The sequence below is a fragment of the Klenkia soli genome (assembly GCF_900103975.1).
GTDB lineage: Bacteria > Actinomycetota > Actinomycetes > Mycobacteriales > Geodermatophilaceae > Klenkia > Klenkia soli.
Genome location: NZ_FNIR01000001.1, coordinates 398,767 through 421,875, shown reverse-complemented (window position 1 = coordinate 421,875; position 23,109 = coordinate 398,767). Strand labels below are relative to the sequence as shown.

Below are 23,109 nucleotides of genomic sequence, written 5' to 3'. Positions count from 1 at the left end.
CTGCGGCCGATGACGCGCGACGACCTCACCGCCGTGATGCGGCTCGAGGTCGAGCTCTTCAGCCCCGACACGTGGACCCGGGCCATGTACCTGGAGGAGCTCGGGATGACCGACACCCGCAGCTACACCGTGGCCGTCGACGGCGACGAGGTCGTCGGCTACGCCGGCCTGATCGCCTACCCCGACGAGGCGCACGTGGCCACCATCGGGGTCACCGGCACCCGGCAGGGCGAGGGCATCGGGGGGCGGCTGCTGGACGCGCTGCTGGTCGAGGCCGACCGGCGCAGCCCCGTCGTCCTGCTCGAGGTGCGGGCCACCGACGAGGCCACCCAGGGGCTCTACGCCCGGCGCGGGTTCGTGCCCATCGGGGTGCGGCCGGGCTACTACCCGTTGAGCGGGGAGGACGCGCTGGTGATGCGCCGTGGCTGAGGCACTGGTGCTGGGGTTCGAGACCAGCTGCGACGAGACCGGCATCGGGCTGGTGCGGGGCCGGACGCTCCTGTCGGACGCGCTCGCGACGAGCATGGCCGAGCACGAGCGGTTCGGCGGCGTCGTCCCCGAGATCGCCTCGCGGGCGCACCTGGAGGCCATGGTCCCGACCGTGCACCGGGCGCTGGCCGACGCCGGGGTCGCGCTCACCGACGTCGACGCCGTCGCGGTGACCAGCGGGCCCGGACTCACCGGTGCGCTGCTGGTCGGGGTCGCGGCGGCCAAGGCGTACGCGCTGGCCCTCGGTGTGCCGCTGTACGGGGTGAACCACCTGGCCGCGCACGTGGCCGTCGACGAGCTCGAGCACGGCCGGCTGGCCGAGCCCAGCATCGCGATGCTGGTCAGCGGCGGGCACAGCTCGATCCTGCTGGTGCCCGACCTGGCCCAGGACGTGCAGCCGCTGGGCCAGACCATCGACGACGCGGCCGGCGAGGCCTTCGACAAGGTCGCCCGCGTGCTCGACCTGCCGTTCCCGGGCGGGCCGCCGATCGACCGCGAGGCCCTGGCCGGCGACCCGCGGGCGATCGCCTTCCCGCGCGGGCTGACCGGGCCCCGGGACGCCGCCTACGACTTCTCGTTCTCCGGCCTGAAGACGGCGGTCGCCCGGTGGGTCGAGGCGCAGCAGCGCGACGGGGTCGCCGTGTCGGTGCCCGACGTCGCCGCGAGCTTCCAGGAGGCCGTGGTCGACGTCCTCACCGCGAAGGCCGTGCGGGCCTGCCGCGACCACGGCGTCGACCACCTCGTGATCGGCGGGGGAGTGGCGGCCAACTCGCGGTTGCGCGCGGTCGCCCAGGAGCGCTGCGACGCCGCCGGCATCGTGCTGCGGGTGCCCAGCCGTCGGCTGTGCACCGACAACGGCGCGATGGTCGCGGCCCTGGGGTCGCGGCTGGTCGAGGCCGGCGTCGCGCCGTCGTCCCCGGACCTGGGTGCCGACAGCTCCCTGCCGATCACCGTGGTGTCCGCCTAGGAGAAGGACCCGATCGCCCCCCACGTCGTGCTCCGCACGCCGCGGGGCCCTGCGACCGGGCCGGCACCGCCACCGGAGCTGCGCACTCACCCCTCGCAGAGCAGGACGGTGGGGACGTCGGCCACCCGGGTCACGACGACGACCGCGCGGCCCTCGCCCTTGCCGCGCAGCTGCTTGACCAGGGCCTCCGGCTCCACCGCCGAGCCGCGCTTCTTCACCACCACCCGGCCGACGCCGCGCTCGCGCAGCAACCCCTTGAGCCGCTTCACCGAGAACGGCAGCACGTCGGTGATCCGGTAGGAACTGACCCACGGGGACTCGACCGGGCCGTCGGAGGTCAGGTAGGCGATCTGCCCGTCGACCAGGGTGGCCCCGAGCTGCGCGGCCACCGTGGCGACCAGGCCGGACCGGATCACGGCCGGGTCGGGCTCGTGCAACCACCCCCGCGGGGCGGCGACGGGTGCCCGGCCGGGGTCGGCGTCGGCGGTCAGCTCGTGGACGACCCCCGCCCGGACGACGGTCGCCCGCCGCCACGTCGCGGACAGCCCGCGGCCCCACAGCAGCGCCTCGACGATCGACCCGCCGACCGACACCCACTCGGCCTCGACGCCGGCCGGCACCCGGTCGTGGTCCAGACCGGGGGCCACCTTCACGACGCTGCGCGGCACCCGGTCCAGCAGCGTGGTCACCGTCGCCCACGGCGGGGACCACCCGTCGGGGTCCAGGATGCGGCGGCCCCCCGCCCGCCGGGCCGGGTCCAGGACGGCGACCGGGCACCCGGCGACCCGCCCCTCGGACGCCGCGGCCACCAGGTCCACCACGTCGCCGTCGACCACCTGCGCGGTGAGCCCGAGGGCGGCGACGTTGTGCGCGGTCAGCTCGCGGGCCACCGGGTCGCGGTCGACGGCGAGGACGGCGGCCCCGGCCCGGGCCAGCGCGATGGTGTCGGTGCCCCCCGCGCACCCCAGGTCGACGGCGTCGGCGGGCCCGTCGGCCAGCAGCCGCGCTGCGCGGCGGGCGGCGAGCTCGGGGCGCCCGGCCTGCTCGAGGGTGTCGCCGGTGAACAGCATCCGGTCGGCGTCGGCGCCGAAGGCTGGCCGGGCCTTCTCCCGCTGCCGGGCCACCCCCCACGCCGGGCCGCCGACCTCGGCGCCGAACTCGGCGCGCAGCCGGGACAGCGCGGTGACCACGTCGGTGCGCTCGGCCAGCAGCCGACCGGCCCGGGTCAACGCCGCCGTGCCCTCGGGGGTGGCGAGGGCGCGCAGCTGGCGCACGGTCTCGTCGGCGGACTGCTCGACCTCGGACGGCACCGGCACAGCCTGGCCCACCCTCCGGCGTGAGCGGTGGGCGACCCGCTTGAGCGGCTGGCACTCGCATGGGTAGAGTGCCAACCGACACGGGCCGGGCCTGACCCCCGCGACGGCAGACCCCGGCCCCCGTGCCACAGCGTCAGCACCATCCACTGCTCGTCGGACGAGAAGGGGGAGTCACCACGTGACCACCGCCACCAAGGTCAGCATCAAGCCGCTCGAGGACCGCGTCGTCGTCCAGGCCAACGAGGCCGAGACCACCACCGCCTCCGGTCTGGTCATCCCGGACACGGCCAAGGAGAAGCCCCAGGAGGGCACCGTCATCGCCGTCGGCCCCGGCCGCATCGACGACAACGGCAACCGCGTCCCCCTGGACGTCAACGTGGGCGACGTCGTCGTCTACTCGAAGTACGGCGGCACCGAGGTGCGCTACGCCGGCGAGGACTACCTCGTGCTCTCGGCCCGCGACCTGCTGGCCGTCGTCGTCAAGTGAGCTGAGCTTACAGCACGACCTACGAACCGCCCCGGGCGACCCGAGCACCACCGGGTCCCGGGGCGGTTCTCGTTCCCATGCCCTGAACCGCCCGATCGAGAGGTCCCCATGCCCAAGATCATCCGTTTCGACGAGGACGCCCGCCGCGGCCTCGAGCGCGGCGTCGACAAGCTGGCCGACGCCGTCCGCGTGACCCTCGGCCCCCGTGGCCGCAACGTGGTCATCGACAAGAAGTTCGGCGCCCCGACCATCACCAACGACGGCGTGACCATCGCCCGCGAGGTCGACCTCGAGGACCCCTTCGAGAACCTCGGCGCGCAGCTGGCCAAGAACGTCGCCACCAAGACCAACGACGTCGCCGGCGACGGCACCACCACCGCCACCGTGCTCGCCCAGTCGCTGGTCCACGAGGGCCTGCGCAACGTCGCCGCCGGGGCCAACCCCACCGCGCTGGGCCGGGGCATCCACGCCGCCGTCGCCGCGGTGCACGCCGCCCTCGACGCGGCCGCCATCCCGGTCGACGAGCGCCGGGCCATCGCCCACGTGGCCACCATCTCCGCGCAGGACGAGGTCATCGGCGACCTGATCGGCGAGGCCATGGAGAAGGTCGGCAAGGACGGCGTCATCACCGTCGAGGAGTCCAACACCCTCGACACCGAGCTGGTCGTCACCGAGGGCCTGGCCTTCGACAAGGGCTACCTGTCGCCGTACTTCGTCACCGACCAGGAGTCGATGGAGGCCGTCCTGGACGACGCCCTCGTGCTGCTGGTCGCCGGCAAGATCTCGGCCCTGGCCGACCTGCTGCCGCTGCTGGAGAAGGTGCTCGGCACCGGTGCCCGCCCGCTGCTGATCGTGGCCGAGGACGTCGAGGGCGAGGCGCTGTCCACCCTGGTGGTCAACTCCATCCGCAAGACCATCAAGGTCGTCGCCGTGAAGTCGCCGTTCTTCGGCGACCGCCGCAAGGCGTTCATGCAGGACCTCGCCGTCGTCACCGGTGGCCAGGTCGTCAGCGAGGACGTCGGCCTCAAGCTCTCCGAGGTGGGCCTCGAGGTCCTGGGCACCGCCCGCCGGCTCACCGTCACCAAGGACGACACCGTCCTGGTCGACGGCGGCGGCCAGCCCACGGCCGTCTCCGACCGGGTCGCCCAGATCCGTCGCGAGATCGAGGCGACCGACTCCGACTGGGACCGCGAGAAGCTGCAGGAGCGGCTCGCGAAGCTGGCCGGCGGCATCGGGGTCATCCGCGTCGGTGCGGCCACCGAGGTCGAGATGAAGGAGAAGAAGCACCGCATCGAGGACGCCATCGCCGCCACCCGCGCCGCGGTGGAGGAGGGCGTCGTCCCCGGTGGTGGCTCCGCGCTCGTGCACGCAGCCGCGGCCGTCGACGCGCTCACCCTGACCGGTGACGAGCTCACCGGCGCGCGCTCGGTGCGCAAGGCCCTGGACGCCCCGCTCTCGCAGATCGCGTCCAACGCGGGCTTCGAGGGTGCCGTCGTCGTCGGCAAGGTGCGCGAGCTCGGCGTCGGCAACGGCTTCGACGCCGCCACCGGTGCCTACGGCGACCTGGCCGCCGAGGGCGTCATCGACCCGGTCAAGGTCACGAAGGCCGCCCTGGGCCACGCCGCCTCGATCGCGGCGATGATCCTGACCACCGACTCCGCGGTGGTCGAGGCGCCCGAGGAGACCCACGAGCACGCCGGCGGCGGCCACCACGGCCACAGCCACGGCGGGCACGGCCACTCCCACTGAGGTAGCACGACGAAGGGCCGGTCGACCATCCGTGGTCGACCGGCCCTTCGTGGTTCGTGGGGAGGCGATGCGGGCGCCTCCGGGTGGCTCAGACGCCGACGCGCACCGGGGAGTTCTCCGCGGCGATCAGCCGGGTGCGCTCCTCCTCGCTCATGCCGCCCCACACGCCGTAGGGCTCGCGGACGCTGAGGGCGTGCTTGAGGCAGGCGTCGATCACGGGGCAGGTGCCGCAGACGGCCTTGGCGGCGGCCTGGCGCCGGGCCCGGGCCGGGCCGCGCTCGCCGTCGGGGTGGAAGAACAGGGAGGTGGACTCGCCACGGCAGGAGCCGTGCAGTTGCCAGTCCCACACCTCGGCGACGGGGGTGGGGAGACGGCGGATGTCAGCCATGCGTGGTCCTCCTGAGCTCGGGCGACCGGGGTGCTGCCCGGCGCTCCGAGCAACTGCCCGGTGGTGATCACGGTCAAACCACCCTGCGCGTCCTTCTTCTGCGGGATCGCCGGATGTGTGCATCCGGGCCCGCCCGACCGGCACCTCACCCCCCGGGGTGACACCCGCTGGGCAGCGCCGCCCCGGGCGCTCAAGGTGGGTCGTGGGTCCGTCGACCACCGGTCGAGGGACACGGGAGCCCCGATCGGGTGCACCCGGGTGAGGACAGGAGCAGACGTGGTCGACGACAGGACGCGCAGCGCGGTCAACGGCGGGGGCACGGCCACCATGGGCGGTGCCACCGTCTGGGTGTTCGACGAGCGCCGCCGGGTCCGGGACGACGTGGCCTCCCGCCTGGTCGCCCTGCCCTTCGTGGGCCGGGTCGAGGCGGTCGGCGATGCCGTGTCGCTGCAGGCGCGGTTGGCCACCCGGCAGCCCGACGTCCTGCTCGTGGGCACCCAGCGGGCCACCGACAACGGCCTGGCCGTCGCCACCCAGGTGCTGCGCAACCACCCCGGCCTGTCCGTGCTCGTGCTGGGCGCCCCCGACGACGCCGACAGCGTCCGCGCCGCCGTCGCCTTCGGGGCGCGCGGCTACCTCCGCTGGGACGCCTCGCCGGTCGAGATGGGTCTGGGGATCTCCCGGGCCGGTCTGCGGGTCGAGCCCGGCCGGGCGCCGCACACCGGCCCGCTGTCCACCGTCGGCGCCTCCTCGGCCCCGGCCTGGAGCGGGTCGAGCGCCCTGGCGTCCGCCGCACCCACGACGGTGCGCGCCGCCGTCCGGGTCGACGTCCCCGCGGTCTCGCTGTCCGTGCGCGAGATGCAGGTGCTCACCGGCATGAGCCAGGGCAAGTCCAACGCCCAGATCGGCCGCGAGCTCTACCTGTCCGAGGACACCATCAAGACCCACGCCCGTCGGCTGTTCCGCAAGCTCGGTGCCAAGGACCGCGCCGAGGCGGTGGCCACCGGCTTCCGTCGCGGCATGATGTCCTGACGCCGGCACCCGCCGCACCCACCGCACGACGGAGCCGCCACCCATGACGACTGCCCCCGGCGCGTCGGTCACCACCCGGCCCGGTCTGCCCGGCCTCGTCCGCAGCGGGTGGTTCCTGCCCGTGGCCCTGGCGACGGCATCGCTGGTGGTCTCCGCCGTCCGCATCGCACGACCCTCGTTCTGGCTCGACGAGGCCGCGACCGTCTCGATGGTGCAGCGCAGCCCCGCCCAGATGCTGGACACGCTGCAGCACATCGACCTGGTCCACGGCCTGTACTACCTGCTGCTCCGCCCGTGGGCGGCGGTGGCCGGCACGTCCGAGGTCGCCCTGCGCACGCCGTCGGCCATCGCCCTCGCGGTGGCCTGCGTCGGGTTCGTCCTGCTGGTGCGCGAGGTGTCGGGGGGCCGGGTCGCCGCGGTGGCGGGCGTCGCGTTCGTCCTGCTCCCGGGGTTGTCCTGGACCGGCATCGAGGCCCGCAGCTACGTGCTCGTCGTGGCCCTCGTCGTCTGGGCGGTCTGGGCCCTCCACCGGGCGCTGCGCCGACGGCAGCGGCGGTGGTGGGTGCTGTTCACCGTGCTCGTCGTCCTCTCCGTGCTGGTGCACGTCATGGCCGTCCTCATGGTGGTCCCGTACCTGGTCGCCGGCCGCGCCGCCGACCGGCTGCGGCCCACCGCCGTCGCCGTCGCGGTGGCGGTGGCCGCCGTGCTGCCCTTCGTCGTGGCCACCCAGGCGCAGGTCGGGCAGGTGTCCTGGATCCAGATCGGGCCGGTGGAGCTGGGCTACCTGGTCGGGCTGGGGCAGCTGTTCATGGGCCTGCGGGCCGACTCCGGCGTCGTCCAGCTCGCCGCCGCCGCCGTGCTGGCCCTCGTCGTGGCCGCCCTGGCCGTCGCGGCTCTCCGTGCCCGCAGCGGCCGACGGTTCGCCGTCGACACGGCGGTGGCCTGGGTGGTCGTACCCACCCTGGTCCTGGCCCTGCCCGTGCTCGCGGGGGTCCAGCTGTACCAGGAGCGCTACGTGGCCTACGCCGCGCCCGGGGCGTGCTGGCTGGTCGGCCTGGGCCTCACCGCGCTCCGCGGCCCGGTGCGGGTCCGGGCCGCGGTCGGCGCCGTGGCGGTCGCCGCCGCCGCCGTGGGCCTGGTCGCGCAGGCCGGGGTCGCGAGCAAGAACGCCGACGACTACCGGGCGCTGGCCGACCTGGCACCGGGCGCCACCTCGGTGCTGTTCGCCACCGACGAGGCGCGCGGCGTCGCGATCGCCTACCCCGACCGCTTCACCGGGATCACCGACCTGGCGGCGGCCGGCCCCTGGCGGGGGTCCGGGACGTTGTGGGGGGTGCAGCGGCCGATCGAGGACCTCGCGCTCGCGGGACGGGTCGTGGTCTACGTGGCCTCCGACCCCGACGACGCGCACCGCCGCGAGGCCGAGGCGTTGCTCGCCGCGGCCGGGTGCCGGGCCGGCGGGAGCCTCGAGGAACGACGCTGGACGGGGACGACCTATGACTGCGGCTGAGACCGCGGCCGACCGCGCCGTCGACCGCGTCGACCTCAGCGTGGTCGTGCCGACCTACAACGAGGCGGCCAACATCGCCGAGCTCCTGGTGCGGCTGGACCGCGCCGTCGGCGGGGCCACGACCGAGCTGGTCGTCGTCGACGACTCGACGGACGCGACGGCGGACATCGCCGAGGAGGTGGCCGGGTCCCTGCGGTCGCAGGTGGTGGTCCTCCACCGGTCGCAGCCGGTGGGCGGGCTGTCCGGGGCCGTCGTCGCCGGGCTCGGGGCGGCCCGCGGGGACCGGTGCGTCGTCATGGACGGCGACCTGCAGCACCCCCCGGAGGCGGTGCCGGGGCTGCTGGCCGCGCTCGAGGGCGTCGACGTGTCCATCGCCTCCCGCTACGCCGCCGGCGGGGAGGCGGCAGGGCTGTCGGGGTGGCTGCGGCACGGGGTGTCCCGCGCGACCACGCTCGTGTCCAAGGCCATGTTCCCGAACCGGTTGCGCGAGTGCACGGACCCGATGACGGGCTTCTTCGCCCTCGACCGCCGGGCCGTGGACCTGGCGGAGCTCCGACCACGCGGGTTCAAGATCCTCCTGGAGATCCTGGTGCGCCGTCAGCGCTCGGTGCGGGAGGTCGGGTTCACCTTCGGGGAACGGACCGGCGGGAACTCCAAGGCCTCGCTCCGGCAGGGTCTGTGGTTCGCCTGGCAGCTGACCGACCTGCGGTTCGGCCGGATGTCGGGCTTCGCGGCCATCGGGGCCCTCGGGGCGGTCGTGAACGTCGCGATCGTGTCGCTGCTGGTCTGGTGGGGGGCGCCGTTCCTCGTCGCGGCCGTGGTGGCGGCCGAGGCCACCATGGTCGGCAACTTCCTGCTCCAGGAGCGGTGGGTCTTCGCCGACCTCGTGGCGCACGCGGACGGGACCCGGCACCGCTTCCTGCGCTCGTTCGCCTTCAACAACGTCGAGAGCGCCATCCGCATCTCGATCGCCTGGTGGCTCGTCGAGCACGGGGTCCTCACCAGCGCGATCGCCACGGCGGTGACCCTGGCGGTCGCCTTCGTCGCGCGCTTCGTCTTCCACGCCCTCGTGGTGTACCGGCCCAGGGAGCGGACAGCGGTCACCGGCTGACCGCCGGGGTGCTCAGTCCTCGCGGGCGTGGCGCCCCGGCGTGCGGCCCTCGCCGGGTTCGTCGGCGGCGGCCCGGGCCGCCGCACCGTCGGCGTAGCCGCTGGCGTAGTCCCAGCTGACGTAGTCGTCGGGGTCGGGGTCGAAGGGGGGCTCGTGCCGGCCGGTCTGGCCCTCGTCGAGCAACTGCCGCAGGTTGGCCTGCATGAGCGCCCAGTCGACGTGGTGCTCCTCGTCGCAGTCGGGGCAGTCGACGACGATGCCCTTGACCCCGGTGTGCTCGAGCAGCGTGCGGAACACCTCGAGCTCGGCCAGGTCGTCGAGGACTCCGGCCCGCTCCTCCATGGTCAGCGGAGGCGGCGGCGGCGCGTCGTCGTTGCCGTCGGCGCCGAACGCGTCGTCCCACGAGGTCACCGGTCGAGGCTAACCGTCCCTCGGGTGCGACGGGAGCGGCAGCCTACGATCGTCGGGGTCCCGTGCGCCGTCCGGCGCCCGCACCACCAGACGACGCACCACCAGACGACGCACCACCAGACGAAAGGTGGCGGCACCCGTGCAGCCCGACGCCAGCACCCCCGAGCTCCCGGCGAAGTTCGCCCCGCTGGGGCTGACCTACGACGACGTCCTGCTGGTGCCCGGCGCCTCCGACGTCGTCCCGGCCGAGGTCGACACCTCCTCCCTGCTCACCCGCGGCATCCGGCTGGCCATCCCGCTGGTCTCCAGCGCCATGGACACCGTCACCGAGGCGCGCATGGCCATCGCCATGGCCCGCGCCGGGGGCGTGGGCATCCTGCACCGCAACCTCGCCGCCGAGGAGCAGGCCGGCCAGGTCGACCTGGTGAAGCGCTCGGAGTCCGGGATGATCACCAACCCGGTCACCTGCTCGCCCGGCGACACCCTCGCCCACGTCGACGCGCTGTCGGGCCGCTACCGCATCTCCGGCGCCCCGGTCGTCGACGCCGACGGCGTCCTGGTCGGCATGGTCACCAACCGCGACATGCGCTTCGAGTCCGACCACACCAACCGCCTGGTCGGCGATGTCATGACCCCGCTCCCGCTGGTCACCGCCCCCGTCGGCGTCGACGGCGAGACCGCGCTGGCCCTGCTGCGCCAGCACAAGGTGGAGAAGCTGCCGCTGGTCGACGACGCCGGCCGGCTGCGCGGCCTGATCACGGTCAAGGACTTCATCAAGCGCGACCAGTACCCGAACTCCACCAAGGACGCCGACAACCGCCTCGTGGTGGGTGCCGCCCTCGGGGTCGGCGAGGACGCCTACAAGCGGGCCGGTCTGCTGGTCGACGCCGGGGTCGACGTCCTCGTGGTGGACACCGCGCACGGCCACCAGCGGGCGGTGCTCGAGATGGTCGCCCGGGTGAAGAAGGACTTCGCCGGGGTGGGTCACGGCGTCCAGGTCGTCGGCGGCAACGTCGCGACCCGGGCCGGCGCGCAGGCCCTGGTCGACGCCGGTGCCGACGGCGTCAAGGTCGGTGTGGGCCCGGGCTCGATATGCACCACCCGCGTGGTCGCCGGCGTCGGCGTCCCGCAGGTCACCGCGGTCTACGAGGCGTCGCTGGCCTGCAAGCCGGCCGGCGTGCCGGTCATCGCCGACGGCGGGCTGCAGTACTCCGGCGACATCGCCAAGGCCCTGGTCGCCGGCGCCGACACCGTGATGCTGGGCAGCCTGTTCGCCGGTGTCGAGGAGGCCCCCGGCGACCTGGTGTTCATGAACGGCAAGCAGTACAAGTCCTACCGCGGCATGGGCTCCCTCGGCGCGATGCAGAAGCGCGGCAACCAGTCCTACAGCCGCGACCGCTACTTCGCCGACGACGTCCTCTCCGACGACAAGCTCGTGCCCGAGGGCATCGAGGGGCAGGTGCCCTACCGCGGTGCGCTGTCCGGGGTCGCCCACCAGCTCGTCGGGGGCCTCCGCGCGTCCATGGGCTACGCCGGTGCGGCCACGGTCGCCGACCTGCAGGAGAAGGGCCAGCTCACCCGGATCACGGCCGCCGGCCTGACCGAGAGCCACCCGCACGACATCCAGATGACCGTCGAAGCTCCCAACTACCGGGCCCGGTGACCAGCAGTGCCAGTGCGTGACAACGTCGAGATCGGGCTGAACCGCTTCGCCCGCCGCGGCTACGACCTCGACGAGGTCTCCATCGTGCCCAGCCGTCGCACCCGGGACGTCGACGACGTCTCCACGGCGTGGCAGATCGACGCCTTCCGCTTCGGGATCCCGCTGGTCGCCAGTGCCTCGGACGCCGTGATGAGCCCGGCCACCGCCGTCGCCGTCGGGCAGGCCGGCGGGCTGGGCGTGCTCAACGCCGAGGGCCTGTGGACCCGCTACCACGACCCGGCCGACGTCTACGCCCAGCTGCGCGAGGCCGCGGCGTCGGGGGAGTCCTCGACGGCCCTGCTGCAGCGGCTCTACCGCGAGCCGGTGAAGACCGACCTGATCACCGCCCGGGTCAAGGAGCTGCGCGACTCCGGCGTCACCTCCGCGGTGCGGATCAGCCCGCAGCACACCGAGGCCTACGCCCCGGCGGTGCTCGCGGCCGGGGTCGACCTGCTGGTCATCCAGGGCACCATCGTCTCGGCCGAGCACGTCACCACCCAGGACGACTCCCTGAACCTCAAGGAGTTCATCGCCGACCTCGACGTGCCGGTGATCGTGGGCGGTGCCGCCGACTACCAGACCACCCTGCACCTCATGCGCACCGGCGCGGCCGGGGTGATCGTCGGCATCGGGGCCGACAGCGCCTCCACCGGCGACGCCGTCATGGGCGTGCGGGTGCCGCTGGCCACCGCCATCGCCGACGCCGCCGCAGCCCGCCGCGACTACCTCGACGAGACCGGTGGCCGGTACGTGCACGTCATCGCCAACGGGCGCATCGAGACCTCCGGCGCGATCGCCCGGGCGCTGGCCTGCGGTGCCGACGCCGTCCAGCTGGGCGAGCCGCTGCGCTCGGCGGCCGAGGCCCCGGCCGGTGGTGCCTGGTGGGACTCCGTCGCCGCGCACCCCCGCCTGCCCCGCGGCGAGGTGTCGGGTCCGGTGGGCGTCACCGCTCCGCTGGAGCAGGTGCTGAACGGCCCCGCGGTCGAGGCCGACGGGCGCACCAACCTGTTCGGCGCGCTGGCCCGCACGATGGCCAAGACCGGCTACCGGGACCTCAAGGAGTTCCAGCGGGTCGACCTGGTCATCGGGGGTTGAGGGTGGACTTCCCGACCGTCCTGGTCGTCGACTTCGGCGCGCAGTACGCGCAGCTGATCGCCCGCCGCATCCGCGAGGCCGGGGTCTACTCCGAGCTCGTGGGCTCCGACGTCCCCGTGGCCGAGGTGCTGGCCCGCAAGCCGGCGGCCATCGTGCTGTCCGGCGGGCCGTCGTCGGTCTACGCCGAGGGGGCCCCGCAGGTCGACCCGGCGCTGTTCGAGGCCGGGGTGCCCGCCTTCGGCATCTGCTACGGCTTCCAGGCCATGGCGCAGTCGCTCGGCGGCACGGTCGCGCACACCGGCGACCGCGAGTACGGCGGCACCCCGCTGACCGTCACCACCGAGAACCGGCTGTTCGGCGAGACGCCGGTGGAGCAGTCGGTGTGGATGAGCCACGGCGACGCCGTCTCCGCGGCCCCGCCCGGGTTCACCGTCACCGCCACCTCCACCGGCGCCCCCGTCGCGGCCTTCGAGGACGTCGACCGCCGGTTGGCCGGTGTGCAGTTCCACCCCGAGGTGAAGCACACCGCGCACGGGCAGACGGTGCTCGAGCACTTCCTGTTCGACATCGCCGGCCTGGAGAAGACCTGGACGATGGCCAACGTCGTCGAGGAGCAGGTCGAGGCGATCCGCGCCCGGATCGGCGACAAGCGGGCGTTGTGCGCGCTGTCCGGCGGGGTCGACTCCGCGGTGGCCGCGGCACTCGTGCAGCGGGCGATCGGCGACAAGCTCACGTGCGTCTACGTCGACCACGGCCTGATGCGCGAGGGCGAGACCGAGCAGATCGAGCGCGACTTCGTCGCCGTCACCGGCGCCGACCTGCGGGTGGTGGATGCCCGTGAGCAGTTCCTCACCGCGCTGGCCGGGGTGCGCGACCCCGAGCAGAAGCGCAAGATCATCGGCCGGGAGTTCATCCGGGTCTTCGAGACCGCCGCCACCGACGTCGTCGCCGACGCCCAGGCGCACGGCGAGACCGTCGAGTTCCTGGTGCAGGGGACGCTCTACCCCGACGTCGTCGAGTCCGGCGGCGGCACCGGCACGGCGAACATCAAGAGCCACCACAACGTGGGCGGGCTGCCCGAGGACCTGACTTTCACCCTCGTCGAGCCGCTGCGCACGCTGTTCAAGGACGAGGTGCGCGAGGTCGGCCTGCAGCTGGGCCTGCCCGAGTCGCTCGTGTGGCGCCAGCCGTTCCCGGGGCCGGGCCTGGGCATCCGCATCGTGGGCGAGGTGACCGCCGAGCGGCTGGACACGCTGCGCAAGGCCGACGCCATCGCCCGCGCCGAGCTCACCGCCGCCGGCCTGGACCGGGAGATCTGGCAGTGCCCCGTGGTGCTGCTGGCCGACGTCCGGTCGGTCGGCGTGCAGGGCGACGGCCGCACCTACGGCCACCCGGTGGTGCTGCGCCCGGTCTCCAGCGAGGACGCGATGACCGCGGACTGGACCCGGCTGCCCTACGACGTGCTGGCGAGGATCTCGACCCGGATCACCAACGAGGTGGCCGAGGTCAACCGCGTGACCCTGGACGTGACGAGCAAGCCCCCGGGCACCATCGAGTGGGAGTGACCCCGCCCCCGCAGCTTTGATCAGGGCACCTGATCGAACTCCGTCGCCCTCCACCAGATCTGGTGGAGGGCGACGGACTTCGGTGCGGGAAGACGACCCCGGGGCGGTCAGCTGCGGGAGCGGCGGAGTTCGGCGACCAGGACGCCGACGCCGATGACCACCAGCACCACGGCGACCAGCCCACCGCCGAACACCCAGCCCGGCAGCGAGGTGCCGACCAGCCCCAGCACCGCGATGAGGCAGAACACGACCCCGGCGACCAGGGCCACCAGGTCGGGGGAGCGGCGGGCCGCCGGCTTGGTCACCGGTGCGGCGGCCCAGGTCGCCGTCCCGTGGGTCTGGGCTCGTTCGTCGGCCCGGTCGTCGGGGAGGACGGCCGTGTCGCGGGGACCGGTGCCGAACTGCTCGGTGGTCTGCCGGTCGCTGGTCGGGTCGGTCTGCATCGCGGTCTCCTCGGGGTGGTCGGCGGCGGGGGTCGGGGTCGGCTCAGCCACGGGACACCGTCACGTCGCCGAGCCCGGACTCCACGGTCAGCACGATCTCGGCGGTGCCGTCGCCGGTCCAGGGCTGCGAGCCGGTGCCGGGGGAGAAGCCGCCGTCCGAGCCCAGCCCGAGGACGTCGGACTCGCCGACCCCGTTCTGCACGGTCACCTGCACGTCCGCGGACTCGGGGACGACGACGTCGACGTCGCCCAGCCCCGCGTTCACCGTCGTGGTGATGGGCGCGGACAGGTCGGACACGTCGACCCCCGAGAGGTCCAGGTCGAGGTCGCCGACGCCGGACTCGTAGGTCGACCGCACCGCGCCGGCGGTCTCCGGCGCGTAGCTGCGGTCGCCGACCCCGCCGCGGGAGTGGTCCCGCCAGCCGGAACCGGCCGAGGCCAGCAGCAGCGCGAAGGAGAGCAGCACGCCCAGGGCGATGAGCGGCCCGCGGGACGAGCGGCCGCCGACGAACGCGCCGGTGCCGAGCCCGAGGCCCACCACCAGCAGGGCGATGCCCAGGAACACGACCGGCCCCGGGCTCCAGGCGGTGGTCCGGGCGACCAGCGCGGTCAGCCCGACGACGATCAGCAGCACGGCGACCGTGATGCCGGGGACGGGGGACCGCGGCTCCGGCGGCGCGCTCGGTGCGGCGGCCGCGGCGGGGTCGACCGGTCGCGCCGGCATCAGCAGCCAGAGCAGCAGGTAGACGACGAAACCGGTGCCGCCGGCGAAGACCAGCGCGATGAAGCCGACCCGCCACAGCAGGGTGTCGATGCCGGTGTACTCGGCCAGGCCACCGCTGACGCCGCCGATCACCTTGTCGGTGCGGCTGCGGCGCAGCGGCGGTCGGGCCGCGGGGGGCGGCGGCGTCGCGCCGCTCGGGGGCTCGGGGTAGGGCGGCAGCGGGGGAGGGGGAGTCGAGGTCGTCATGCCGATCAGCCTGTCCGCGGGAGGGGCCCGACGGTATCGGGGAACACCCTGGTCCGTCCCCCATCCCCGGGCCGGGCCCACCACTCAGGGTGTTCCCCGATGTCCCGGGGGTGCGGGTCGGGGCACGATGGCGCCGTGACGACGACGCTGCCGGGCCGCGCCGGATCGGAGCAGGTGCCCGTGCGCCCCGACCGGCCGCCGCTGCTCCGCCCCCGCGAGGGCCGGTTGCTCGGCGGCGTCGCGGCCGGCACCGCCGACCACCTGCGGCTGGACCCCGTCCTGGTCCGGATCGCCTACGTGCTGCTGGCCGTCGCCGGCGTCGGGGTGGTCGGCTACGCGATCCTGTGGTTCACGATGAAGGCGGCGCCGGCCGGTGCCCCCCGCCCGCTGCGGACCGGGGTGACCAGCCGGCGGCAGATCGCCGGGCTGGTCGTCGTCGGGTTCCTGGCCGTCGTCCTGTCCAGCCGGCTGGACACCTGGGCGCGCGGGGACGTCGTCGTCCCCCTGGTGCTGGCCGGGGCCGGGCTGGCCGTCATCTGGTACCAGCTCGACACCGACCGGGTCGACGCCCGCTCGGCCCGCTGGGGCCTGGTGGTGGGCGTGCTGCTGGCCGGCGGTGGCGTCGTGCTGCTGCTGGCCACGACCGGTCAGCTGGCCAACGCCCGCAACGGGTTCGTGGCCACCCTGGTGGTGCTGGTCGGCATCGGGCTGGCCACCGCGCCGCTGTGGCGGCGGCTGCTGGACTCCCGCGCGCAGGAGCGGTCGGCCCGCATCCGGTCCGAGGAGCGGGCCGCGGTCGCCGCGCACCTGCACGACTCGGTGCTGCAGACCCTGGCCCTGGTGCAGAAGCACGCCGGCGACCCCGCCCAGGTGACGCGGCTGGCCCGCGGTCAGGAGCGCGAGCTGCGCAGCTGGCTCTACGCCCCGGCCGAGGCGACCGGTGGGACCTGGGCGGGGCTCGTGGGCCGGCTGGTCGCCGAGGTGGAGGCCGACCACGAGGTCACCGTCGACCCGGTCGTGGTCGGTGATCTGCCGGCCGACGAGGCCGTCGACGCCCTCGCCCGGGCCACCCGGGAGGCCGTCGTCAACGCGGCCAAGCACTCCGGGGCCACCGAGGTGGCCCTGTACAGCGAGGTGACCCCCGCGGCGGTGACGGTGTTCGTGCGCGACCGCGGTGCGGGGTTCGACCCCGCAGCGGTGCCCGACGACCGCCGGGGTCTGCGCGACTCCGTGGTCGGGCGCCTGCAGCGGGTCGGCGGGTCGGCCGTCGTGCACTCGATGCCCGGGGCCGGCACCGAGGTGGAGCTGACGCTGCCGAGGAGGACGACATGACCAGGGTGTTCCTCGTCGACGACCACGCCATGGTCCGCTCGGGGGTGCGGGCCGAGCTGGGCGACGCCGTCGAGGTGGTCGGCGAGGCGGCCGACGTCCCCGAGGCGGTCGCCGGGGTGCGGGCCACCCGACCGGACGTCGTCCTGCTCGACGTGCACCTGCCCGGCGGCGGTGGCCGCGCGGTGCTCGAGACCCTGCGCACCGAGCTGCCCGACGTCCGCTGGCTGGCGCTGTCGGTGTCCGACGCCGCCGAGGACGTCATCGCCGTCATCCGGGCCGGGGCCCGCGGCTACGTCACCAAGACGATCAGCGGCCCGGACCTGCGGGACGCCGTCGCCCGGGTGGCCGAGGGCGACGCGGTGTTCTCCCCGCGGCTGGCCGGCTTCGTGCTGGACGCCTTCTCGGCCGGCCCGGCCACCCCCGCGCCCGAGCCGGACGTCGACCCCGGCCTCGACCTGCTCAGCGCGCGCGAGCGCGAGGTCATGCAGCTGCTGGCCCGTGGCTACACCTACCGCGAGATCGGCCAGCGGCTGTTCATCTCGGTCAAGACGGTGGAGTCGCACGCCTCGAACGTGCTGCGCAAGCTCCAGCTCTCCAACCGCAACGAGCTCACCCGCTGGGTGATGGCCCGAAAACTGGAGTGACGGCCTGGTTCACCCAGAGGTGGCCCGGAGGGTCGCCGAGGGGTGGACGGACACGCTCGTCGCACCCGGGGACGGCCCTTGGCCGCGGTGTCGTCCGGAGGACGACAGATCACGCGGTGTGGACGATCTGGAAGGCCTCGGCGAGGCGGCCGTCGGGGAGGCCGTGGGTGCGGGCGGTCTGCCGCATCCAGCCGCCGACGAACTCCCGCAGCTGTCCCTCGGGCTGGTGCGACACCTGGGTGACGTGCGACTCCAGGGCGGCGAACTTGCGCTCGGCGGTGTCGGTGACGTCGACCGCGTGGTGCGCCCGCGGGCTGGCCGACAGCCACACCTCGGAGACCGTCCACGCCTCGAGCCCCTCGTCGGCCAGCAGCTCGGGGAAGGCGAAGGGGTTGCGGGCGTCGGGGTAGACCGCGCGCAGGGTGGCCTCGCCGACGGTCATGTGGTCGGGGTGGCTGGCGCCGACCCGGTCCCACATCCGCTCCGGGGAGGTGGTCACCACGCGGTCGGGGCGGACCTGCCGGATGACCCGGGCGATGTCGCGGCGCAGCTCCAGGGTCTGCTCGACCCGGCCGTCGGGGTAGCCCAGCCAGTGCAGCTGCGTGACGCCGACGTGCGCGGCCGCGGCGGTCTGCTCGGCCCGGCGCAGCGGGCCCATCTGGTCGCGCGGGGTGTCGTCGAAGCCCCCGGCGTCGCCGTCGGTGACCAGGCAGTAGACAACCTCGGTGCCGGCGTCGGTCCAGGTGGCGACGGTGCCGGCGCTGCCGAAGTCGACGTCGTCGGGGTGGGCCAGCACGCACAGGACGCGGTCGACGTGCTCGGCGGGGGGTGCAGGAGGCTGGGTCACGGGGGGCGACGGTAGTCGGCGGTCAGAGCCGGCCGCGGCCCTGGCGGAGCAGCATCATGCCCAGCGCTGCGCCGTCGGTGCCCAGCGCCTGCTGGAAGCGGGCGAGGACCTGCTGCTCACGGGACAGCGAGAGCCGGGTGCCGCCGGTCGAGCGCCGCAGGGTGCCGATCTCCTGCGAGATGGCCAGCCGTTGCTGCACCAGCCGGATGATCTCGGCGTCGCAGGTGTCGATCTCCACCCGCAGCTCGCCGATCCGGGCGGCGGCCTCGTCGGCGGTGGGGGCGTTCTCGAGGGTGGTGCTCATGGTCGTACCTCCTGGTGGGGGAGGCCGTCGGACCCCGGGAACGCAAAAACCCCGGGCTCTGCGGGCCCGGGGTCTCGTCTGTCAGTGGCTAGCGCTGAGGGACGGCGACCGGAACCCGGTGGCCGTAGGAAAACTCCCGCACGCTCAGCACGCCGCGGAGTCTGCCACACCATCCCGGGCGGAGCCAGCACCCTGTGGACGCCCGGGCGCTGTCGGTACCGGCGCCTAAGCTCGACGGCGTCATGAGCAGCCCCCAGATCTCCCTCCCGGGAACCGCAGCCCTGCCCCGCCGCACCTCCGGGCAGGTGGGTCGAGAGCTCGAGCGCATGCTCGCCGGGCTCAACGGCCCGCAGCGCGACGCCGTGGTCCACGAGGGCGGTCCGCTGCTCATCGTGGCCGGCGCCGGGTCGGGCAAGACCCGGGTGCTGACCCACCGCATCGCCTACCTGCTCGGTGCCCGCGGGGCGACCCCGGGCGAGATCATGGCGATCACCTTCACCAACAAGGCCGCCGGCGAGATGAAGGAGCGGGTGGCCCAGCTGGTCGGGCCGCGGGCGCGGGCCATGTGGGTGTCCACGTTCCACTCCATGTGCGTGCGCATCCTGCGCGCCGAGGCCGCCAAGCTCGGCATGAAGAGCTCGTTCACCATCTACGACCAGGGCGACTCGGTCCGGCTGATGACCATGGTGGCCCGCGACCTCGACCTCGACGCCAAGCGCTACCCGGGGCGCAGCCTGGCCACCCAGATCTCCAACCTGAAGAACGAGCTGGTCGACGAGGAGTCCTTCGCCCCGCAGACGGCACCCGAGAAGGTGCTGGGCGAGGTGTACGCGCTCTACCAGCGGCGGCTGCGCGAGGCGCACGCCATGGACTTCGACGACCTGATCATGACCACGGTCAACCTGCTGCAGGCCTTCCCCGACGTCGCCGAGCACTACCGCCGCCGGTTCCGGCACGTGCTGGTCGACGAGTACCAGGACACCAACCACGCGCAGTACGCCCTCGTCCGCGAGCTGGTCGGGTTCCCCGGGGGTCCGGTGCCCCCGGCGGAGCTGTGCGTCGTCGGTGACGCCGACCAGTCGATCTACGCCTTCCGCGGCGCGACCATCCGCAACATCGACGAGTTCGAGCGCGACTACCCCGAGGCCACCACGATCGTGCTGGAGCAGAACTACCGCTCCACCCAGCGCATCCTGCGGGCGGCCAACCAGGTCATCGCCCGCAACACCGCGCGGCGGCCGAAGAACCTGTGGTCCGACGCCGGCGACGGCGAGCTCATCGAGGGCTACGTCGGCGAGAACGAGCACGACGAGGCCGCCTGGGTCGCCGAGCAGATCGACAAGCTGGTCGACGCCGGTGATGCCCGGCCCAAGGACATCGCGGTCTTCTACCGCACCAACAACGCCTCCCGCGTCTTCGAGGAGGTGTTCATCCGGGTCGGCATGCCCTACAAGGTCGTCGGCGGGGTGCGCTTCTACGAGCGCAAGGAGGTCCGCGACGCGCTGGCCTACCTCAAGGTGGTCAGCAACCCCACCGACGTCGTCAGCCTGCGGCGGGTGCTCAACACCCCCAAGCGCGGCATCGGCGACCGCGCCGAGGCGTGCGTCGAGACCTTCGCCGACCGCGAGCGCATCGCCTTCGCGACCGCGCTGCGCCGGGCGGACGAGGCACCGGGCCTGGCGACCCGGTCGTTGAAGAACATCCAGGAGTTCGTCTCGCTGCTCGAGGAGTTCGAGCACCTGCTGGCCACGGGTTCGGGGCCCAGCGCGCTCCTGGAGTCGATCCTCGAGCGCAGCGGCCTGCTGGGCGAGCTCGAGGCCTCGACCGACCCGCAGGACGAGGGTCGGGTCGACAACCTGCACGAGCTGGTCAGCGTGGCCGCCGAGTTCGAGGCGGTGAACCCCGAGGGCACGGTCACCGACTTCCTCGAGCAGGTCTCGCTGGTGGCCGACGCCGACCAGATCCCCGTCGCCGGCGACGACGCCGGGGTGGTCACCATGATGACGCTGCACACCGCCAAGGGCCTGGAGTTCCCGGTCGTCTTCCTCACCGCGCTCGAGGACGGCGTCTTCCCGCACCTGCGCGCCCTGGGCGACAGCAAGGAGCTGGAGGAGGAGCGCCGACTGGCCTACGTCGGCATCACCCGGGCCCGGGAGCGGCTGTTCCTGTCCCGGGCCACCGTGCGCACCTCGTGGGGGCAGCCGGCCTACAACCCGCCGTCGCGGTTCCTCGACGAGCTGCCCGGGGACGCCGTGCACTGGACCGGCATCGACCCGAAGCCGTCGGCGGCCTACGGCTCCGCCCAGCGACGGGTGGCCGCGACCGGGCTGTCGACCGGTGGTCTGCTCGGCGGGGTGGGCAACCGGCAGGTGATCAGCGTCGACGTGGGCGACCGGGTCAGCCACGACGCCTTCGGCCTCGGCACCGTGGTCGAGATCAACGGCGTCGGCGACAAGGCCCAGGCCACCGTCGACTTCGGCACCGGCGGCACCAAGCGCCTGGTCCTGCGCTACGCCCCGGTCGTGAAGCTGTAGGGCCTCAGGCCCCCGGGACCTCGATGCCGCGGTCGTTCAGCCAGGCGGCGGGGTCGGTGGGGCGGCCGTCCATGGAGCCGACGTGGATCTCGAAGTGCAGGTGCGGGCCCGTGGACTGGCCCTCGCTGCCGACCTTCGCGATGAGGTCCCCGGCGGAGACGACGTCGCCGGCCTGGACGTAGAGGTAGCGCATGTGGCCGTAGATCTCGACGTTGCCGTCGGCGTCCTGGATGTAGATGGCGTTGCCGTAGCCGGTGGCCGGGCCGGCGCGCAGCACGACGCCGTCCGCGGCGGCGACGATCGGGGTGCCCAGCGGCGCGGCGAGGTCGATGCCCCAGTGCATCTGGCCCCAGCGCATGCAGTAGCAGGTGGTCTCCACGCCGTCGGTGGGGAGCACGAAGTCCGGCTCGCGCTCGGCGCGGGAGGCGGCCAGGTCGGCGAGCCGGGCGCTGGCCTCGGCGGCGCTGAGGTCGCGGCGGGCGTCGGCGTCCTCGGTGCCGCCGGCGAAGTTGGCGTCGGTGGCGGACAGGCCGTAGTCGCCGTCACCCGCCACGGGCGTTGCGGGGGGCGGGGTGCTCGTGCTGCCGAGCACGGCGGCGAGGACGCCGCCGACGGTCAGCGCGGCCAGCAGGAGCCCTCCGCGCCGGCGCGGAGGGCGCGGCAGGCGGTGTCGTCCGGCTGTGCGGCTCACCGCGGGGACCACCGCGGAGGTGGCGGGCGAGGCGGAGGCGGGCGAGGCGGAGGCGGTGGTCAGCACGGTGGCGACCGGCTGCGGGGACTCCGCGAAGGGGTCGGGGGACAGGTCCGGGTCGAGGACGTCCAGCAGGTCGTCCACGGAGTCGCGGGCAGGTGCCTCGAGCACCGAGCGGTCGCGGACCGGACGGCCGGGCCGCGGGGGGCCCACCAGGCCGTGTCGGGACATCCGGGCACCGCCTCTCGTGGGGCCCACCCCCGGGGGAGCGGGTCGGCGGCCGGTCGGGACCGGCGCGAGCAGTCAGCGGGACCGCCGACTGCGTGATCGCATTGTGACCACGAGTGACGGTCTGGGCCCGGGAACCGGGCGGCGTGTCGGTCTGTCGACTTCTCGCCGCACGACGGCGTCGCCTCGTGCGGACCTGGTATGTGCAGCCCGCGGACCCGGGCGTGATCTGCCCGAGGACGTGCGGAGATGTGTCAGGCGGCGGCGACGTGCGTGCCGCGGCCCGTCGCGCGGTGACCGGCCAGCGTGGCCGCCACCTCGTCGACCACGGCCCGGTGGATGGGCAGGGACATGTGCCCCACCCCGTGCACCAGCACGTTGCGGGCCCGCAGGTCCGGGTGGTCGCAGCGACCGTGGCTGACCGGGAGCACCAGCTGGTCGAGGTCGCTGTAGACGGCCGTGACCGGGATGTCGACGCCCGGGGCGGGGCGGTCGAGCTCGGCCATCAGGTCGGAGCCCGACCGCAGCTGGCGGATGAGCGGTGTGGGCACCGCGTGTGCCCACAGGGTGCCGCCGTGCGGGGACCCCAGGGTGGTCAACGAGGCGACCCGGTCGGCGTCGCCGCACTGGACCAGGTAGCGCGCGACGATGCCGCCCAGGCTGTGCCCGACCACGTGGACGCGGTCGTGCCCGGTCTGCTCGCAGACCCGCGCCAGGTGCTCGGCCAGCTGACCGGCCGCGACCCGGACGTCCTGGACCAGCGGGCTGTAGTTCCAGGTGCTGACCGACGTGAAGCCGCGCCGCCGCAGCGACCGGCTCATCACCGTGAAGATGGACCGGTTGTCGACCATGCCGTGCACGAGCACGACCGGCACCCGTGCGGCGAGCGGGTCGGCTGCGAAGAACGCCCGCACGGACGGCGGCTGCCGGTCGGGGCGGCAGCGGGCGTCGGGGACGGGGACCTCGGCCCGGGTGCCCAGTGGCCAGAGCAGGGCGTGCGCCCCGACCCAGGCGAGCTCGGTCAGGCCGCCGGTCAGGGTCGCGGGGGTGCAGAGGCCGCGCAGCGCGCGGGCGGCACCGGCCACGCCGGACACGCCGTTGACCACGACCGAGGGGGCGCCGTGCCACGCTGGGACGGACGTGGACGTCGTCACCGGCTCCTCCTGGGGCGGGATGTGGTGGGGCTCACCATGCATGCCCCGTTCATCCGACCGTAATGCCCCCGTGTGCCGGACGTCACACATGACCCCCCGACACGATCACGATGCGGTCACGGTCGGTCGACGATCCCCAC

General features: G+C 74.2%; 22 protein-coding genes. 13 read left to right on the top strand and 9 right to left on the bottom strand.

Annotated elements, in window-relative coordinates; translation table 11 throughout:
- Positions 1-9: 9 nt before the first annotated feature.
- Positions 10-429: a ribosomal protein S18-alanine N-acetyltransferase gene (gene rimI / locus BLS67_RS02155; RefSeq protein WP_091239246.1), complete on the top strand. Its 420-nt coding sequence runs from the start codon at positions 10-12 to the stop codon at positions 427-429.
- Entirely contained in the window at positions 422-1,456 is a 1,035-nt protein-coding gene (gene tsaD / locus BLS67_RS02150) for a tRNA (adenosine(37)-N6)-threonylcarbamoyltransferase complex transferase subunit TsaD (RefSeq protein WP_091238706.1), read from the top strand. Before rimI ends, tsaD begins: the two co-directional genes overlap by 8 nt.
- A gap of 86 nt (positions 1,457-1,542) precedes the next feature.
- Here tsaD and BLS67_RS02145 read toward each other — a convergent pair whose 3' ends face one another.
- Entirely contained in the window at positions 1,543-2,766 is a 1,224-nt protein-coding gene (locus tag BLS67_RS02145; RefSeq protein ID WP_165617436.1) for a class I SAM-dependent methyltransferase, read from the bottom strand.
- Between the two features lie 184 nt (positions 2,767-2,950).
- Between BLS67_RS02145 and groES the strand changes: the two genes are divergently transcribed.
- Positions 2,951-3,259 (top strand): co-chaperone GroES, encoded by a 309-nt coding sequence (groES, locus tag BLS67_RS02140; RefSeq protein ID WP_055764705.1) that lies wholly within the window; start codon positions 2,951-2,953, stop codon positions 3,257-3,259.
- Positions 3,260-3,367: 108 nt separating this feature from the next.
- Complete coding sequence (groL, locus tag BLS67_RS02135; RefSeq protein WP_091238700.1) at positions 3,368-5,008, top strand: chaperonin GroEL; 1,641 nt, start codon at positions 3,368-3,370, stop codon at positions 5,006-5,008.
- A gap of 88 nt (positions 5,009-5,096) precedes the next feature.
- Here the strand turns inward: groL and BLS67_RS02130 are convergent, their stop codons facing one another.
- Positions 5,097-5,396 carry a WhiB family transcriptional regulator gene (locus BLS67_RS02130; protein ID WP_091238697.1) on the bottom strand — a complete coding sequence of 100 codons (300 nt, stop codon included), beginning with the start codon at positions 5,394-5,396 and terminating at the stop codon, positions 5,097-5,099.
- A gap of 276 nt (positions 5,397-5,672) precedes the next feature.
- On the opposite strand from BLS67_RS02130, the gene BLS67_RS02125 reads away from it, so the two are divergent.
- Genes BLS67_RS02125 through BLS67_RS02115 form a run of 3 tightly spaced genes read left to right on the top strand, consistent with a single transcriptional unit; the run spans position 5,673 to position 9,049 of the window.
- Positions 5,673-6,428: a response regulator transcription factor gene (locus tag BLS67_RS02125; protein ID WP_242653730.1), complete on the top strand. Its 756-nt coding sequence runs from the start codon at positions 5,673-5,675 to the stop codon at positions 6,426-6,428.
- Positions 6,429-6,471: 43 nt separating this feature from the next.
- Complete coding sequence (locus BLS67_RS02120; RefSeq protein WP_091238693.1) at positions 6,472-7,938, top strand: glycosyltransferase family 39 protein; 1,467 nt, start codon at positions 6,472-6,474, stop codon at positions 7,936-7,938.
- A complete protein-coding gene (locus BLS67_RS02115) occupies positions 7,925-9,049 on the top strand; it encodes a glycosyltransferase (protein WP_091238690.1) in 1,125 nt (374 codons plus the stop codon). Before BLS67_RS02120 ends, BLS67_RS02115 begins: the two co-directional genes overlap by 14 nt.
- A 12-nt stretch (positions 9,050-9,061) precedes the next feature.
- On the opposite strand, the gene BLS67_RS02110 is transcribed toward BLS67_RS02115, so the two are convergent.
- Positions 9,062-9,460 carry a DUF5319 family protein gene (locus BLS67_RS02110; RefSeq protein WP_091238686.1) on the bottom strand — a complete coding sequence of 133 codons (399 nt, stop codon included), beginning with the start codon at positions 9,458-9,460 and terminating at the stop codon, positions 9,062-9,064.
- 139 nt (positions 9,461-9,599) lie between these two features.
- Between BLS67_RS02110 and guaB the strand changes: the two genes are divergently transcribed.
- From guaB to guaA, 3 genes are read left to right on the top strand one after another with little or no spacing between them, the layout of a single operon-like run.
- Positions 9,600-11,123: an IMP dehydrogenase gene (guaB, locus tag BLS67_RS02105; RefSeq protein WP_091239240.1), complete on the top strand. Its 1,524-nt coding sequence runs from the start codon at positions 9,600-9,602 to the stop codon at positions 11,121-11,123.
- Positions 11,124-11,135: 12 nt separating this feature from the next.
- Positions 11,136-12,257 carry a GuaB3 family IMP dehydrogenase-related protein gene (locus BLS67_RS02100; RefSeq protein WP_091238683.1) on the top strand — a complete coding sequence of 374 codons (1,122 nt, stop codon included), beginning with the start codon at positions 11,136-11,138 and terminating at the stop codon, positions 12,255-12,257.
- A gap of 2 nt (positions 12,258-12,259) precedes the next feature.
- Positions 12,260-13,822 carry a glutamine-hydrolyzing GMP synthase gene (gene guaA / locus BLS67_RS02095; RefSeq protein ID WP_242653728.1) on the top strand — a complete coding sequence of 521 codons (1,563 nt, stop codon included), beginning with the start codon at positions 12,260-12,262 and terminating at the stop codon, positions 13,820-13,822.
- A gap of 107 nt (positions 13,823-13,929) precedes the next feature.
- Here the strand turns inward: guaA and BLS67_RS02090 are convergent, their stop codons facing one another.
- Both BLS67_RS02090 and BLS67_RS02085 read right to left on the bottom strand, forming a co-directional pair.
- On the bottom strand, positions 13,930-14,316 hold the full coding sequence (locus BLS67_RS02090; RefSeq protein ID WP_091238677.1) for a hypothetical protein: 387 nt from the start codon (positions 14,314-14,316) through the stop codon (positions 13,930-13,932).
- The gene (locus BLS67_RS02085; RefSeq protein ID WP_091238673.1) at positions 14,309-15,235 is read right to left on the bottom strand and encodes a PspC domain-containing protein; all 927 of its coding nucleotides are present in this window, start codon (positions 15,233-15,235) and stop codon (positions 14,309-14,311) included. The genes BLS67_RS02090 and BLS67_RS02085 overlap by 8 nt, the downstream gene beginning before the upstream one ends.
- A 135-nt stretch (positions 15,236-15,370) precedes the next feature.
- Here BLS67_RS02085 and BLS67_RS02080 point away from each other — a divergent pair, with 135 nt between their 5' ends.
- Both BLS67_RS02080 and BLS67_RS02075 read left to right on the top strand, forming a co-directional pair.
- Positions 15,371-16,567 (top strand): ATP-binding protein, encoded by a 1,197-nt coding sequence (locus BLS67_RS02080; protein ID WP_242653726.1) that lies wholly within the window; start codon positions 15,371-15,373, stop codon positions 16,565-16,567.
- Positions 16,564-17,211: a response regulator gene (locus BLS67_RS02075; RefSeq protein ID WP_091238666.1), complete on the top strand. Its 648-nt coding sequence runs from the start codon at positions 16,564-16,566 to the stop codon at positions 17,209-17,211. The genes BLS67_RS02080 and BLS67_RS02075 overlap by 4 nt, the downstream gene beginning before the upstream one ends.
- 109 nt (positions 17,212-17,320) lie before the next feature.
- Here BLS67_RS02075 and BLS67_RS02070 read toward each other — a convergent pair whose 3' ends face one another.
- Together BLS67_RS02070 and BLS67_RS02065 are read right to left on the bottom strand one after the other, a co-directional pair.
- Positions 17,321-18,058 carry a PIG-L deacetylase family protein gene (locus BLS67_RS02070; RefSeq protein WP_091238661.1) on the bottom strand — a complete coding sequence of 246 codons (738 nt, stop codon included), beginning with the start codon at positions 18,056-18,058 and terminating at the stop codon, positions 17,321-17,323.
- 22 nt (positions 18,059-18,080) lie between these two features.
- Positions 18,081-18,362, bottom strand: coding sequence for a chorismate mutase (locus BLS67_RS02065; protein ID WP_091238657.1), 282 nt, complete (start codon positions 18,360-18,362; stop codon positions 18,081-18,083).
- A 242-nt stretch (positions 18,363-18,604) separates the two neighbouring features.
- On the opposite strand from BLS67_RS02065, the gene pcrA reads away from it, so the two are divergent.
- Positions 18,605-20,896, top strand: coding sequence for a DNA helicase PcrA (gene pcrA, locus BLS67_RS02060; protein WP_091238654.1), 2,292 nt, complete (start codon positions 18,605-18,607; stop codon positions 20,894-20,896).
- 4 nt (positions 20,897-20,900) lie between these two features.
- Here pcrA and BLS67_RS02055 read toward each other — a convergent pair whose 3' ends face one another.
- Positions 20,901-21,818 (bottom strand): M23 family metallopeptidase, encoded by a 918-nt coding sequence (locus BLS67_RS02055; RefSeq protein ID WP_091238650.1) that lies wholly within the window; start codon positions 21,816-21,818, stop codon positions 20,901-20,903.
- A 251-nt stretch (positions 21,819-22,069) separates the two neighbouring features.
- Positions 22,070-22,969: an alpha/beta fold hydrolase gene (locus BLS67_RS02050; RefSeq protein ID WP_242653724.1), complete on the bottom strand. Its 900-nt coding sequence runs from the start codon at positions 22,967-22,969 to the stop codon at positions 22,070-22,072.
- Positions 22,970-23,109 lie beyond the last annotated feature (140 nt).

Excerpts from the sequence above, each read along its gene's own strand:
- groL (WP_091238700.1), top strand. The coding sequence starts at position 3,368 with ATGCCCAAGATCATCCGTTTCGACGAGGACGCCCGCCGCGGCCTCGAG.
- BLS67_RS02130 (WP_091238697.1), bottom strand. The coding sequence starts at position 5,396 with ATGGCTGACATCCGCCGTCTCCCCACCCCCGTCGCCGAGGTGTGGGAC.
- pcrA (WP_091238654.1), top strand. The coding sequence starts at position 18,605 with ATGAGCAGCCCCCAGATCTCCCTCCCGGGAACCGCAGCCCTGCCCCGC.
- BLS67_RS02065 (WP_091238657.1), bottom strand. The coding sequence starts at position 18,362 with ATGAGCACCACCCTCGAGAACGCCCCCACCGCCGACGAGGCCGCCGCC.
- rimI (WP_091239246.1), top strand. The coding sequence starts at position 10 with ATGACGCGCGACGACCTCACCGCCGTGATGCGGCTCGAGGTCGAGCTC.
- BLS67_RS02055 (WP_091238650.1), bottom strand. The coding sequence starts at position 21,818 with ATGTCCCGACACGGCCTGGTGGGCCCCCCGCGGCCCGGCCGTCCGGTC.
- BLS67_RS02085 (WP_091238673.1), bottom strand. The coding sequence starts at position 15,235 with ATGACGACCTCGACTCCCCCTCCCCCGCTGCCGCCCTACCCCGAGCCC.
- BLS67_RS02075 (WP_091238666.1), top strand. The coding sequence starts at position 16,564 with ATGACCAGGGTGTTCCTCGTCGACGACCACGCCATGGTCCGCTCGGGG.
- BLS67_RS02115 (WP_091238690.1), top strand. The coding sequence starts at position 7,925 with ATGACTGCGGCTGAGACCGCGGCCGACCGCGCCGTCGACCGCGTCGAC.
- BLS67_RS02120 (WP_091238693.1), top strand. The coding sequence starts at position 6,472 with ATGACGACTGCCCCCGGCGCGTCGGTCACCACCCGGCCCGGTCTGCCC.